General features: G+C 48.1%; 17 protein-coding genes. 2 read left to right on the top strand and 15 right to left on the bottom strand.

Translation table 11 applies throughout. The features are described 5' to 3' along the window. Position 1: 1 nt before the first annotated feature. From CMM32_00465 to CMM32_00420, 10 genes are all read right to left on the bottom strand, one after another. Positions 2 to 325, bottom strand: coding sequence for an XdhC/CoxI family protein (locus CMM32_00465; protein ID MBT05381.1), 324 nt, complete (start codon positions 323 to 325; stop codon positions 2 to 4). After that, on the bottom strand, positions 325 to 1,488 hold the full coding sequence (locus tag CMM32_00460) for a VWA domain-containing protein (protein MBT05380.1): 1,164 nt from the start codon (positions 1,486 to 1,488) through the stop codon (positions 325 to 327). The genes CMM32_00465 and CMM32_00460 overlap by 1 nt, the downstream gene beginning before the upstream one ends. Before the next feature lie 77 nt (positions 1,489 to 1,565). Continuing rightward, positions 1,566 to 2,480 (bottom strand): ATPase, encoded by a 915-nt coding sequence (locus tag CMM32_00455; protein MBT05379.1) that lies wholly within the window; start codon positions 2,478 to 2,480, stop codon positions 1,566 to 1,568. A gap of 37 nt (positions 2,481 to 2,517) precedes the next feature. Continuing rightward, positions 2,518 to 3,312, bottom strand: coding sequence for a carbon monoxide dehydrogenase (locus CMM32_00450; GenBank protein MBT05378.1), 795 nt, complete (start codon positions 3,310 to 3,312; stop codon positions 2,518 to 2,520). 28 nt (positions 3,313 to 3,340) lie between these two features. Further along, positions 3,341 to 3,805, bottom strand: a complete 465-nt coding sequence (locus CMM32_00445) for a carbon monoxide dehydrogenase (protein ID MBT05377.1) — start codon at positions 3,803 to 3,805, stop codon at positions 3,341 to 3,343. Positions 3,806 to 3,896: 91 nt separating this feature from the next. Next, a complete protein-coding gene (locus tag CMM32_00440) occupies positions 3,897 to 4,487 on the bottom strand; it encodes a carbon monoxide dehydrogenase (GenBank protein MBT05376.1) in 591 nt (196 codons plus the stop codon). Positions 4,488 to 4,577: 90 nt separating this feature from the next. Further along, complete coding sequence (locus CMM32_00435; protein MBT05375.1) at positions 4,578 to 4,958, bottom strand: cytochrome c family protein; 381 nt, start codon at positions 4,956 to 4,958, stop codon at positions 4,578 to 4,580. Between the two features lie 116 nt (positions 4,959 to 5,074). Continuing rightward, entirely contained in the window at positions 5,075 to 5,617 is a 543-nt protein-coding gene (locus tag CMM32_00430; protein MBT05374.1) for a sulfurtransferase, read from the bottom strand. Between the two features lie 43 nt (positions 5,618 to 5,660). Then, positions 5,661 to 7,031 (bottom strand): C4-dicarboxylate ABC transporter, encoded by a 1,371-nt coding sequence (locus CMM32_00425; GenBank protein ID MBT05373.1) that lies wholly within the window; start codon positions 7,029 to 7,031, stop codon positions 5,661 to 5,663. 23 nt (positions 7,032 to 7,054) lie between these two features. Then, positions 7,055 to 7,717 (bottom strand): C4-dicarboxylate ABC transporter permease, encoded by a 663-nt coding sequence (locus tag CMM32_00420; protein ID MBT05372.1) that lies wholly within the window; start codon positions 7,715 to 7,717, stop codon positions 7,055 to 7,057. Positions 7,718 to 7,930: 213 nt separating this feature from the next. Between CMM32_00420 and CMM32_00415 the strand changes: the two genes are divergently transcribed. Further along, complete coding sequence (locus tag CMM32_00415; GenBank protein ID MBT05371.1) at positions 7,931 to 9,205, top strand: hypothetical protein; 1,275 nt, start codon at positions 7,931 to 7,933, stop codon at positions 9,203 to 9,205. 11 nt (positions 9,206 to 9,216) lie between these two features. On the opposite strand, the gene CMM32_00410 is transcribed toward CMM32_00415, so the two are convergent. Continuing rightward, the gene (locus CMM32_00410; protein MBT05370.1) at positions 9,217 to 9,936 is read right to left on the bottom strand and encodes an oxidoreductase; all 720 of its coding nucleotides are present in this window, start codon (positions 9,934 to 9,936) and stop codon (positions 9,217 to 9,219) included. Positions 9,937 to 10,065: 129 nt separating this feature from the next. Here CMM32_00410 and CMM32_00405 point away from each other — a divergent pair, with 129 nt between their 5' ends. After that, the gene (locus tag CMM32_00405; protein MBT05369.1) at positions 10,066 to 10,812 is read left to right on the top strand and encodes a hypothetical protein; all 747 of its coding nucleotides are present in this window, start codon (positions 10,066 to 10,068) and stop codon (positions 10,810 to 10,812) included. Positions 10,813 to 10,837: 25 nt separating this feature from the next. Here CMM32_00405 and CMM32_00400 read toward each other — a convergent pair whose 3' ends face one another. The 4 genes from CMM32_00400 to CMM32_00385 all read right to left on the bottom strand — a co-directional run bounded on the left by CMM32_00400 (position 10,838) and on the right by CMM32_00385 (position 13,719). Further along, positions 10,838 to 11,623 carry a hypothetical protein gene (locus tag CMM32_00400; protein MBT05368.1) on the bottom strand — a complete coding sequence of 262 codons (786 nt, stop codon included), beginning with the start codon at positions 11,621 to 11,623 and terminating at the stop codon, positions 10,838 to 10,840. 342 nt (positions 11,624 to 11,965) lie between these two features. Beyond that, complete coding sequence (locus CMM32_00395; GenBank protein ID MBT05367.1) at positions 11,966 to 12,166, bottom strand: hypothetical protein; 201 nt, start codon at positions 12,164 to 12,166, stop codon at positions 11,966 to 11,968. Between the two features lie 21 nt (positions 12,167 to 12,187). Beyond that, entirely contained in the window at positions 12,188 to 13,279 is a 1,092-nt protein-coding gene (locus CMM32_00390) for a histidinol-phosphate transaminase (protein ID MBT05366.1), read from the bottom strand. After that, entirely contained in the window at positions 13,276 to 13,719 is a 444-nt protein-coding gene (locus CMM32_00385; GenBank protein ID MBT05365.1) for a 3-dehydroquinate dehydratase, read from the bottom strand. The genes CMM32_00390 and CMM32_00385 overlap by 4 nt, the downstream gene beginning before the upstream one ends. Positions 13,720 to 13,906: the final 187 nt, after the last annotated feature.

Here is a 13,906-nt window from a genome sequence, read left to right as displayed (position 1 = left end):
TTCAGTCTACTTTCTCCACATAGATTTGGATTTTTCCGCCACAGGCGAGCCCTACTTCCCACGCCTGTTCATTGGTAACACCATAATCCAGCAGCCGAGAGTTTCCATCTGCAATAGCTTCACGGGCCTCAAGAATAACTGCTCCCTCAATGCAGCCTCCTGATACAGAACCCAGCATTGACCCTGTCTCATCAACCACAAGCTGACTACCAATAGGCCTGGGGCTCGAACCCCAAGTTCTAACAACTGTAGCTAACGCAACGCCTCTACCTTCCGCTCGCCACTTAGCCGCAACTCCTAACACATCCTCCAGATTATCTTCCATCAGCCATAACTCCCATCCCTATGTTTTGGTTCACGCCCAGCCACGAAATCATTTGCCGCTAATGCCTCAGCCAACGCAGCCATGCTCGCCAAATTGTGAACTGGCCTAAACTCATCGACGTGGGGTAACATAGCTTTAACACCTAATGCTCTTGGTTCAAACTCAGAATACCGCAAAAGTGGGTTTAACCAAATCAAGCGTCTGCAGGATTTTTGGATACGTTCCATCTCTTCGCCCAAGCCAACGCTAGGGTCTCTATCCAGGCCATCAGATATTAAAATCACTACCGCCCCCTGACTTAATACCCGCCGTGACCAATGAATATTAAACATCCGAAGGCACGTCGCTATCCGGGTACCACCAGACCAATCCCTAATTACTGCCTGAGCAGATTCTAAAGCCACGTCCACATCACGCGCAATCAAGAATCTCGTGATATTAGTCAGCCGGGTCCCAAATACGAAGGAATGCACCCGTTCTCTCTTCTTTGTAAGGGCATGAGTGAAGTGTAACAACAATCGTGAATACTTCGCCATTGAGCCTGAAATATCACAAATAACAACAAGTGGTATGGCCCTTTTCTTTGCCTTCCGATATTTTAGTTGGAGCATTGCCGAGCCTGTTCGGAGATTTGCCCGCAGGGTGGACCTGAGGTCCACCAAAGGGCCCTTATGAGATGGTATTAAGTGCCTCGTCTTGCGCTCGGGGATAGGCAGGGGCAAACCCTTGATAATCTTTTCAGCCTCCGTAATCTCCTTCACCGACATTTTCTCAAAATCCATTGTCCGAAAAACCTCGGTCGAGGAAGCTCCGGTATAGGCCTGTCTCTGCTCAGAGTCTAGCAGGCTAGACCCAAAATTTCTAAGTCCCAAAGCATCTGATAACCTCCGACTGCCTGCCGACTTTTTGTTGGCCGGTGGTGGGGGGCTTAACAAGCCCGTTTGAAGCAACTTGCCCAAGAGTTCGGGGCGTCTCCAAAAAATGTGAAACCCTTGGCTAAAAATAAGTTCGTGTTCCGGCCTACTCACAAAAATACCATGTAAGGCCCAATAGAAATCGTCCGAGGACCTAAATCCCGCAAGTTCTACCGCTCTGACTGCATCAATGATCTTTCCGGTACCTATCGGCAGCCCTGCTGAACGCAATGACCTGCCAAAGTGCATTATATTCAGGGCTAGCTTAGACGGCTCAGCCTGTTTTTGAGTTGTATTACCGGTCAATATTGGCGACCCCGTCTACTTTATGGTTTTTCTATATCCTCATTACCCAGTTCAATGCTTCTCAGAATTTCAGAAACTTCGCTGCCTCGAATTCGGCTTATGTCATCCTGATACTTCAACAACACACCCAAGGTAGAGTCTACCCCTTCTTGATCGAGCTCCAACTGGCTGATCAAATGCAAAGCACCCGCCCAGTCTATTGTTTCCGAAATCCCCGGAGGCTTATAAAGATCTAGCTTTCTAAGCTCTTGGACAAAGGCCACAACCTGATTTGCTAGTCTTTCCCCAATCCCAGGCGCTTTGAGATCCAAAATTTGTCTCTCCCGCTTCACATCAGGATAATCTAACCAATGGTATAGGCATCGACGTTTTACTGCGTCGTGCACTTCCCGAGTTCTATTAGAGGTAATTATGACGATGGGGGTATGGCTCGCATTGACCCTACCTATTTCTGGAATGGTCACCTGAAAGTCAGATAATAGTTCTAAAAGAAACGCCTCAAAGAGCTCATCGCTTCTATCTAACTCGTCGATAAGAAGAATACCTGGCCCTCGGCCATCCGCCTCTAAAGCCTGCAGTAAGGGGCGTTTTATCAGGAAGCGTTCAGAAAACACTGACTGAGATAGTTTTTCCGAGTGAGTTCCACCGCGAGCTTCGGCCAACCTAATTTCAACCATTTGGCCTTGATAATTCCAATCGTATAGCGCTGAAGCTTGATCCAGGCCATCGTAGCACTGCAGGCGAAAAAGTGGGCGCTCCAAAACTTGGGACAATACCTTTGCCACCTCAGTCTTACCAACCCCAGCCTCGCCCTCCAAAAACAGTGGGCGCTCCATTCGGAGAGCAAGAAACAAAGTGGTAGCTAGGCTTCTATGGCCAACATAATCTCCCCGGCGTAACAAGGCCAAACATTCATCTATGCTTTCGATAATCATTGGCGGGACTTTAAGAACTACTCAAGACCAGCGGGCATCACCCACACATTTCAACTGCTCTGGCTGCCATGACACTAACCAAGTTTGCTCTGTACTCCTGACCCGCATGGATGTCACTGTTAAGTTCGTCCGGCGCAACCTTCACCCCATCAATAGCCCCTATGCTAAATTGCGAAGCTAAAGCCTGTTCCATTTCCCCAGATCTAAAGACGGCTGGCCCCGCACCCGTTATTGCTACGCGAACTTCGCCCGGAAATTTGGCGACCATTACCCCAACAATAGCATAACGAGACGCGGGGTTCGCAAATTTCATATAAGCAGCTTTATCCGGAATATTAAATCGTACATGTGAAATCAATTCGCCTTCAACAAGGCTAGTCTCAAACATACCAATAAAAAATTCTTCGGCAGGTATCTCTCGCTGATTAGTAATAACGATAGCATCTAGACCAACTAGAGCCGCAGGGTAATCCGCAGATGGGTCATTGTTAGCGACAGATCCCCCCAGGGTGCCTTTATTTCGAACATGAGGATCACCGATCCCGCCCGCTAGGGCTGATAGAGCAGGAATTATCGAAGACACGACCGAATTTGCGGCCACGGCTGCGTGGGTGGTCATGGAGCCTATAGTCAACGTTTCAGCACTTTGCTTTACATCCGACAGCCCATCCACGCCACTCAAATCAATAACATCGCTGGGCTTTGCCAGACGCTGCTTTAGAGTCGGGATAAGGGTCATCCCCCCTGCTAGGTAAACCGGATCTTCGCTTTGGCTATAGATTTCTGCAGCTGATTCGAGAGACGTGGCTCGATGATAGTTAAACTCATACATGGTTCACTCACTTCTTTCGTGAAACGGGCTAGCTGCTTGCAGCGCCGGCTAAAACAGCCTTGACGATATTATGGTAACCGGTGCAGCGGCAAAGATTACCCTCCAACTCTTGCCTAACCAGGGCCTCGTCCAAGTGGGGGTGGCGAGCCGCAATATCAACTGCCGACATGACCATGCCTGGAGTACAAAAGCCACACTGTAGACCATGATTATCTCGGAAAGCCTCCTGCATGGGATGTAGCGTATCTCCGTCGGCCAAACCTTCTATAGTTACGATCGTCGAATCTTGGCATTGTGCGGCAAGGATAGTGCAAGACTTTATAGCTTTACCATCAACATGTACAACACATGCACCACACTGGCTCGTGTCACAACCAACGTGTGTACCAGTCAAACCAATATGGTCCCGAATGAATTGCACAAGCAACGTCCTAGCCTCAACTTCCGCCGATACCGCGTTGCCATTCACTGTCATCTTTACTGTTAAAGTCATATCCCTTCCCAACCTCTCAAACTGCAGAAGCCATAAGAGTGTGCTTTCTGATTGAACCCCCGTCAAGCACCTAACAATCCTCCCGACGAGCCTAGGAGCTTAACCACCAGGCTAGCACGACAATTACAATTACCCCGCCTATCCAAACTCCCGGACTAAGCCCCCTTCCACTCGATTCGGCAACTCCTTCAAGGCCCGTATTTACCCTGTCTTTATCAGGGCCCTCGCCCGCCTGGAAGATTTTGCCCTCTACCTCGACCTTAAATGCCTCAAAGAACTGATCCGCTGTCTTTTTTGCTACCCCGACAACCATTCGGGACCCAATTTGTGCAAGCTTACCGCCGACCTGCGCCTCAGCTTCATACCTCAGGTCCGTCTGGGCCTGTGCCTCAGTCAACCTGACCAAGCAAGTTCCTTTGGCAAAACCCGCCACTCCACCTTGGCCTTCTCCGCTTATTTTATAACCATTAGGTGGATCTAGGTCGCTTAAGGTAACCTCACCTGAAAACGTAGCCTTAACAGGACCCACTTTGGTAGTTACCGTCGCCGCAAATTCGGTATTAGATATTTTTTCCAGCGTTTTTACACCCGGGATACATCTGCTAAGGACCCTTTCGTCGTTCAAAGCCGCCCATACTTGATCCCGTTCGGCACAAACCAAATATCTTCCCTGAATTTTCATTAGGCCTAGCCTATTAGAGAATCAAAACCAATGACTTCAAGACAAGTAATTCGGTCATGCCAACCAGATCCTACTAAAGAAAAACCAAAGTTATTTGGACTTCTCAATAATATAGGCAATCACATTTTCAATCTGTTCTGGCTTTTTAAGGCCAGGAAATGGCATTTTGTTGCCAGGAAGAAATTCCTTAGGTTTGGTCAGATAAGCCGTCAAATTTGCTTCGTCCCAAACCAAACCAGATTCCTTCATCGCCTTCGAGTACTTGAAGCCATCGACGGCAGCAGCAGCCCTACCAACAACGCCATGCAGGTTTGGCCCAATTGTACTTTTCCCGCCTGCCTTAATTGTATGACAAGCCTTACATTTGCGAAAAACCTTCTTGCCCTTTTCTATATCCGCGGCGAGCGCAGATCCAGCACTTAGAAGGAACAGAGTACCAAAAAACGCGGCGAGGCAATTACGATAATTCATCGACATTAAATCCTGTTTAGTTAGTTCTACAAAACTTAGCTGAATCTCCGGCCGAGGCCAAGCCCCCATAGAAATCTCAGCGTAGGTCGATGCCTACAACGCCTGGCCACCCATCGTCAACAGTTGTCACAATCACGCATAGGTAAATCTCTCGCCACCCAGCCCGGCAGGGTGCCATTCCCCAGCATTCCTTCTCCAATATTATATACCTGAGAAAAGCCTGCCTCTCTCAACATTCCAGAAGCGTAGCCAGAGCGCCCGCCCGTAGCACAAATGAGTGCTATCGGTCTCCGCAAATCCCCATCCACAAGGTTTATAATATCCTTTGTGAAATCCTTCCGAATCTTTTTCAAAAAGTTTTGCAAACTTATACCATGGCTATTCGCTGGCATTCCTGTTTTACGCCACTCGCTGGCCCGGCGGATATCTACAATAATTAGGCCCTGGTTTACGGCTAAAGAGTGCGCCTCCCCTGCATCCAACTCATCCGCAGCAGCCGACAAGGAGAGAAACAAAACGCTGATTGCAACCAGGAGACAACGTAACCAAGGATTCGAGCGGCATAAAAGAGCAAGGACACACGGCCTAGAACAGACCTCTATGGGGACTAAGAAACTTTCTCCCCCCGCTTTCTCTCTCACNTTCCNCTCCTTAGGCATGTGCTCTATGNTACAGAATCAANCCNCTACANTGACCTCAAACTCAGTCCAAAAGTGCATGNGGGAGCCACAGNGCTAGNTGGGGAAANCCNATTACAAAGCCTAANCCTATCAACTGCAACGTAACAAACGGAATTATCCCACCATANATCTGTTGCATCTTNACATGTGGNGGNGCCACCCCCTTCATATANAACANNGCAAACCCGAACGGNGGCGTCAAAAACGAGGTCTGCAAATTAACAGCCAANAGTATGGCTATCCAAGGAACAATATCTACTGCCCCAAACGGGATATGNGNNCCAAAATCCATTAGCTTCATAAGGGGGGCAAAAAGAGGNANNACGATTAACGTGATTTCTATCCAATCAAAGAAAAAGCCAAGCAGAAAGACCATTCCCATCATCAGAAATAACAAGCCCCAGTCGCCAAGGCCAATGTGCATGATGAAATTGTGGACCACGTCATCCCCACCCAGAACCCGATAAACATATGAAAAACAAGTAGCCCCAATAAAAATTCCAAAGATCATTCCGATGGTCAGAGCCGAACGAATCAAGACATCTTTGAGGACTTGATAATTAAGACGTCGATTCATTAGTGCCAACAAAACTGCCCCCAAAGCACCAACGCCTGCCGCCTCAGTTGGAGTTGCCCATCCAGCAAAAATCGACCCGAGAACAAAGACAATCAAACTAATTGGTGGGACAAAACTCCTGATCACCATGACATACAGTTCGGCTCTGGTATCAGGGCCTAATGAGTCAGGCAATGGTGGAGCAAGGCTAGGGTTCAAGCGAGTCCGTATATATATATAAACAAGGTAAAGAAGGGCCAATAGTAACCCCGGAAAGATTGCTGCCAAGAAAAGCGTGCCCACCGAGATAGACAGTAGATCCGCCATAATCACGAGCATTATACTGGGCGGGATAAGAATTCCAAGGGTTGCCGATGCAGCAATGGTTCCAGAAGCCAGTTGCACCTGATAACCACGCTCCAACATTACAGGCAGCGCTAAAAGACTCATCATTACAACCGATGCGCCGATAATCCCCGTAGTAGCGNCCATTATCGTCCCCATTATCGTAACAGATAAAGCTAAACCGCCTGGGGTACGTTTGAGCAATACTTGAAGACAGTGAAGAAGGTCAGTTGCAACTCCCGACTTCTCGAGCATAGTACCCATAAAAATAAACATGGGGACAGCTACCAAAATAAGGTTTTCGGCCGCACTCCCCCAGATACGGGAAATAACATTGAAGAAGTAAATAAACTCAAACACACCATAGTGCATTCCGATAAAACCAAAACCTATCCCAACACCGCCCAGCACCCAAGCAACAGGAAAACCGCTGAACAAAAGCAAAGCCAACGCTAAAAACATCAAGGCTGGAAGCAAATAAACGAGATCCATGAATGCTACTCCGATTTAATTTATTAGGTGCTTTCAACGCCAGGNGGCTTCGCCCCTTCAGATGATAATTCAGGGCACATCTCCTTTGCCACAGCACTCTCCTCAGATGTTCCGAAAAGAAAAACCAGATTTCGCAAAAGAACTGCCAGCGCACCCAAAAATAATAAGACCATTCCCAGAGGGAGAAATGCCTTAATAATCCAACGATGGCTTAGGCCAGTCAAAGCTGCCGACACCTCATTCATCTGAAATGACCGTTCAGCAAAATTGAACCCAAAACGAAACAATAAATATGTATATGGAATGATAAAAATCACGATTCCAATCACTTCCAACCAGGACTTTGTCTCAGCGTCAAATCTCTCACGTACTATTTCGATGCGCACGTGTGAGTTCTTTACATAACCAAATCCCATNCACAACAAAAATAGGGCAGCATGAAGATGCCACTCCAATTCCTGCATCTTTGTTGATGTGATATATTTGTCTACTACATCGTGGGACCCCTGCATGCCACTAGCCAAGAAAAAGTCCTTAACACTGGTCAACAAGCCGAACTTTCGAGTGATTACATCAACTATTATTACCAACATCATGGGCAACAAAAGCCACGCCGCAATGCGCCCAATACTTGATAAAAAGCCATCTAGCGCGCGGCTTACTGTCAACAAATGTTGCATCAACATCTCTCCTCAAGCTCACGTTACCATCACACACCAGCTTCGCACGCAAAATCCTCGCGCTCCCACACTTATTAAAACTAGAAGTAGGGATTTATATCGGGGCGCATTCTTTCAGGGGTGGGCTAGAAATACAACACCATAATGATTGAGCCCGTCGTTTTAAGTTGACTAGTCTATAATGAGATTGCTACCCCACCAACCTCTTTGTTCACCTTTATGGCACCCNTAAATATGGCTCGCATAGTATCCATCAGGCTTACCGCAATGGTAGCTATACTTTGTTTTGCTTTCCTTATTAGCCAGTTTTACCGGGCATCAATAGGCGTCCTAGCTCCAACCCTAATGGAAGAGTTTGCCTTATCCGCTAACTTGCTGGGGACGCTAGGGGGCGCCTATTTCCTTGTGTTTGCAATGGCGCAGGTCCCATGTGGCGTTCTTTTGGACCGATATGGCCCCCGAAGAGTTAACGCCTTGCTTTTCTCACTCGTCGCCCTAGGAGCGATCATATTTGCTTCCGCCCAAACCCCCGCCCAACTTATTGCAGGGAGGAGCATAATCGGGCTTGGCTGCGCCACTTGTCTTATGGGAACGCTCGTAATCTTTTCGCGTTGGCTGCCAGTCCAGCGATTTCCTTTCATGGTCGCAATAGCCAGCGGCATTGGGGGGAGTGGAGCCCTAGTAGCCNCCCTGCCACTAGCTTGGGCAGAAGAGTGGCTGGGTTGGCGGGGGGCTATTCTCGTTATGGCCGCCGTTACGACGCTGATTGCCTACCTAATTTGGCTCCTGGTAAGAGATTATCCTCCAGGTACCAAATGTACACCAGCTGCATCTGAAACACTAAAGCAGACAGCACGTGGGATCGGGCACATCGCAAAAAATCCTCAACTGATTCTTCTTTTGCCATTAAATACCGTGGCTTACGGGGCCACGATGGTATTGTTAGGCTTGTGGGGCACCCCATATTTTCGTGACATACACGGAACCACGACTATCGAGGCATCACGTTTGCTTATGGGCATGGCAGCCGGCCTTATTGCTGGCGGCTTCCTCTATGCCTGGCTCGCTCCCAAGTTTTGGACGCTGAAAAGCATGGTTCTGTTCGGATCGATAGCTTCGGGGTTCATGTTTTTAGCTATAGCTTTTCTGCCCCCAAGCACTCCCACCTTGCTCATGGGCATCGTATGCTTACAGGGAGTCTTAAGTGGCTACGGAGTCCTAATAATTAGTCACGTGAGAACGCTTATGCCACAACACATGATGGGCCGCGGCCTCACTCTGGCTAATTTATTTGGGTTCGGCGGAGTGGGATGTATGCAGGTCCTGAGCGGGGGGGTGATGAACCAATATAACACTACAGATGGCGCCTATCCCACCACCGCTTATGCAGTACTTTTCACAATAGTCGGATGCCTGGTGCTAACTTCCAGTCTAATCTACTTTAAGACAGCGGAAGTAACTCTTGNCTCTGATAGTGAGCACCCNAACAATTAGCCAAACAAATCTTAAATGGCCCCGTGTTTTGGTAACACCATAACCTTGGGGATCAAAACATGCGCAGGCTGCGTCGCAACCTGGAGGACTATTCTAGCTATATCATCTGGCACTAACGGTTCATCTAGCCCTGACGCATCCTTCGGGTGCACATCAAAATGGTCATGTAAATCGGTCATTACTAGCCCTGGCTCCACGCACGTAACTTTTACATTTGTCTCGGATAGCTCCATCCGCATCGTCTCAGATAAAGCTTCAACCGCATATTTTGTTGCGCTATAGGCACCCGCGTTGGGACGCACTTTAGTACCCAAAACACTCGAAGTATTTATGATGTGCCCCGAATTCTGTTTGTAAAAATGTCTCACGAATAAATGGGCAACCCTAAATGCCGCCTCAATATTGACACGTACCATAGAAATAACGTGTTCGATATCAATTTCGTGACTTGCCCCCGCCCACATGACGCCCGCATTATTAACAACTATATCGCATTTCCCAAACCTTGATATTGCGGTATCCAAGAGGTGTCCTGCAAAATCGGGCTCGGTTACATCTCCAGCTACTAATTCTAACTGTTCATGCTGACCTAATCGTTCCAACTTCTTCATACGGCGGCCCGTTGCCACCACTGAAGCCCCGGACTTAAGAAATGATTGCGTCACGGCAGCACCAATTCCGCTGCCTGACCCAGTAACCACCGCCACCCTACCTTCAAGCAACTCTTTCATATTCCCCCCCCTCATCTATAATATTACCAAGCATTATGAGACGACAACCTCGCGCCTAATTCATCTCGATTGGCAACACACTACCAGTGTAAACCAAACGGCGCGTGTACATGATAATGGGAACTATCAATGGGAACAAAGGAAGATATTCAAANTCAGCGAGAAGATCTAGCGGCCGCTTATCGACTGGCCGCACAATTTTCATTCAATGAGGGCATTGATAATCACCTAACAGTGAAGGTGCCCGGGGCTCCAAACCAATTTCTTTTAATCCCTTATGGCCTGCATTGGGAAGAGGTTACCGCAAGCAACCTGCTGAGGGTCAACAATGAAGGTGAACGGCTAGAGGGAGAGGGCTTTGTGGAACCCACCGCCTTTCATATTCATAATTCCATCTACACAGCAAGACCTGACACAAACTGTGTCATGCATTGCCACCCACCTTACCCTTTGGCCTTGTGTATGATTGAGTCTGGGCGNCTAGAATATGCGGATCAGAACTCCTGTCGATTTTTTGGGAAGGTGGCCTACGACGATGATTATCCCGGGGGCGCTTTCNACGCCACTGAGGGAGAACGCATAGCCAAGGTACTCGGAGACAAGGACATTTTATTTATGGCTAACCACGGAATTACCGTCCTGGCAAATAGCATAGCACAGGCATGGGATAAGCTCTATTTTCTNAACCGCGCGTGCGAAGCCCAAGTTATCGCTATGTCAACGGGTAGACCTTTGCGAAAATTGCCAGAAGAAGTAGTGCGAACAACCGCTTTGCAGATAGAGGCTGAGGAAAGCGGTGCAGCAGCAAATTTCAACCGACATTTTGCTGCTCTAAAAAGGCTTCTCGAAAGAGATAACTCCAACTACAAAACCTAATGGATCCGATGCGCCTATAGCGGCTTTAGACGGCAGTCCATCCACCATCAACTGCCAATGTTTGTCCTGTCACCATACTGGCCGCCGGACTTGCTAGAAAAAGGAATGCTCCTGCCAACTCTTCTGGCTCAGCAAAACGCCCCATCGGGGTCTTATCGATAATCCACTGAGTAGCTATGGGGTCCGCTCTCACCGGAATGGTAAGATTTGTCTTCACAAAGGTCGGGGCAATTGCGTTAACCCGAATGCCACGTCCTGCCCATTCCGCCGCCAAGGCCCTGGTCATATTTACCACGGCCCCTTTGGTCGCGTGATAGGGCAGATTCGGGTAAAAACCGCCACCAACCAAACCCATAATTGAAGAGACGTTGATAATAGAGCCTTCCCCTNCACGCAGCATNTGTTTCCCAGCTTCACGAGAGCACACAAAAACTTGGGTCTGATTTACTTGGACAATCTCATTCCAATCTTCGAGGGATAACTTCTCCGTTGGCGCACGCTTTGCCAGNCCCACGTTGTTAACAAGAATATCGATCCTTCCATGCTGACCAATTATGCCCGCTATTCCTGATTCAATCTCAGGATTATTAGCAACATCCATTTTCCTGGCNTCGGCAGCACCCCCTGCTTTCATTATTTCTTCGGCTACTTTTTCGGCCCACTCGAGGTTTATGTCAGATACACACACATGCGCACCTGCCTCACCCAAAGCAAGCGCCGCAATCCGCCCCAAACCGTCCCCAGCGCCTGTTATAAAAGCAATTTTATTATCTAGTCGGAATTGGGCAAATACAGAATCCACTTTAGTCATCGCTCCCTTTAATCAAACGATAGAGTTAGTAGACAAAAAGAGGCCTCTTATTCATCTGCAGTGCTCGGCCGAAATCACCTGACTCTCCAATACTTACTAACCTCAGTCCCCGCCCCTCTTTACGACGAATCTGTTGCCGGCAGAACCAAAGTAGCCAGGACACTAAACCTGCATAGGGTTAACTACATCCCTATAATCTTGACAGCGCCTAGTCCAAATACCACTGGCACTATGAAAACAACAACCCAAGCCCGGGCCCACTTTATTAGTTTGGCGCCCATCTCCGAAACGAGAACTGCCCAACTGAATTTGAGCTTACGCCAGGGGCAAAGTGTCTAGCTTTTACAATAGAAAAATAGCCATCAGAACTAGTATCGCTATAACTCCAACTGTTCCATATATCGATAGCTTTATAAAAGTCTCCCAGGTCGCCTGGTGCTCCTGAGTGTATTGTTCAATATCCAAACTCATCTTTCCGCCCCTTATATTTCTCTTAAACTCCATCAACAGATATCCGAGAAGCCCCAAATAGGCAAGACACATTGCCCCGTCTTACTACTCCCACTAGTTATTTTGGAAATTCCTAAGCAATGTTAACAGCTTCTTGTTCTCGGCTTCCAACCCAATAGAAAACCGCAAATGTTCGGAAAGCCCATAACCATCAAGGCGTCGACCTATTACACCGTTCTCCATCAAGTAATTGTAAGCCTGTTTTGCTTTACCCACAGCACCCTCACCAAAACTGATAAGAATGAAATTAGCAGCACTTGGATGGATGGTCAGACCTATACCCCCAAGCTTCCCCTCCAACCATGGTCTCCACATTTCGTTATGCTTAATAGCTGCCTCAACAAATGCCGTGTCTTGGAGGGCAGCAACACCTGCTGCCTGGGCAGCTTCACTAACATTGAAAGGGCAACGGACTCGGTTCAGAATATCTACCACCTGGGGAGGGCCATACAACCAGCCAAGTCGTAGCGCAGCAAGTCCATAAATTTTAGAAAAAGTGTGCGTAACTACAGTATTGCTATAACTATCTACAAGATCGATGCCATCTGAGTAGTCCGGCTGCTGCATGTACTCGGAATAGGCTGCATCGATTACCAACAGAACATTTTCCGGCAGCTCCCTCCTTAACCTCGCAAGTTCTGCGGCTGGCAGATAAGTGCCCGTCGGATTGTTAGGGTTAGCCAAAAAGCAAACCTTTGTTTGGGCGGTAACGCCCTCTAACAAGTTATCTACNTTGCTACCAAGCTCCTCGTCCGCAGCAGCAATAGGGGTGGCCCCCACGGATTGAGCTGCAATTTCGTACATGGCAAAAGAATACCGGGNGAAAAGCACCTCAGACCCCCCGCCCGAAAACGCCCCAGCAAGTAGGTAGATGAGATCATCCGATCCGTTTCCGCAAACGATCNGGTTAGGATCAAGATTAAACCTNTGCCCNATNGCCAACCGCATTTTTTCTGCCGACCCATCTGGATAACGATGCAAATCAGGGGCAGACGCCCGGTACGCCTCTATTGCTAAATCACTTGTACCAAGTGGGGTTTCGTTGGAAGACAACTTTGCTATTGGCCCACTGCCTGGTGCCTTGGAAAGACCTGGAACGTAGGGAGCAATATCCATTATACCCGGTTGGGGGACTAGTTTGCTCATGCCTTATTATTTTTTAACAAATCCAACATACCATCTAGCGCCAAAACGTAGCCATGGAGTCCAAACCCCATTATCATGCCATCCGCCGCACTCACTAAAGCTGACTTAATATCACGTTTACCTAAGTTCGATATATGCACCTCTATGTAGGGCAACCCCCCACATGCCAAAATACAATCGCGCAANGCCTCTCCCCTATACGTAAAGCCCGCGGGGTTCATCACCAACCCATCAATAGACTCATCTACACCCTGATAAACCCGGCCAATCGCCTCACCCTCCAGGTGGGTATAGAAAATCTCAAGGTCGTAGGAGTTCTTAGCAGCATGAGCCTGCAGATCTTGATCTAACTGGTTAGCAGTGACGGTCCCATAGATCTCGGGTTGCCGACGCCCAAGCCAAGCCATATTGGCCCCCTGAATTAACAGTATCTTTGTCATACCTCGCCCAATCCTAGTAATCTGAATACCTGCATACGCAAGCACATCAAAAAGCACCCATAGAACAATCGTTTTAACCATTCCCCCTATAGTATGCCATCGTAAGCTAAAATTATCCACGCCTACCCACATCCCAACAAATTAGTATAAATTGTCTATCCTGCTAAAATCCGACCTACCACAAAAT

Source organism: Rhodospirillaceae bacterium, from assembly GCA_002728255.1.
Taxonomy (GTDB): domain Bacteria; phylum Pseudomonadota; class Alphaproteobacteria; order UBA7887; family UBA7887.
The sequence above is the reverse complement of the archived record's forward strand: the minus strand, read 5'-3'. Positions and strand labels throughout refer to the sequence as shown.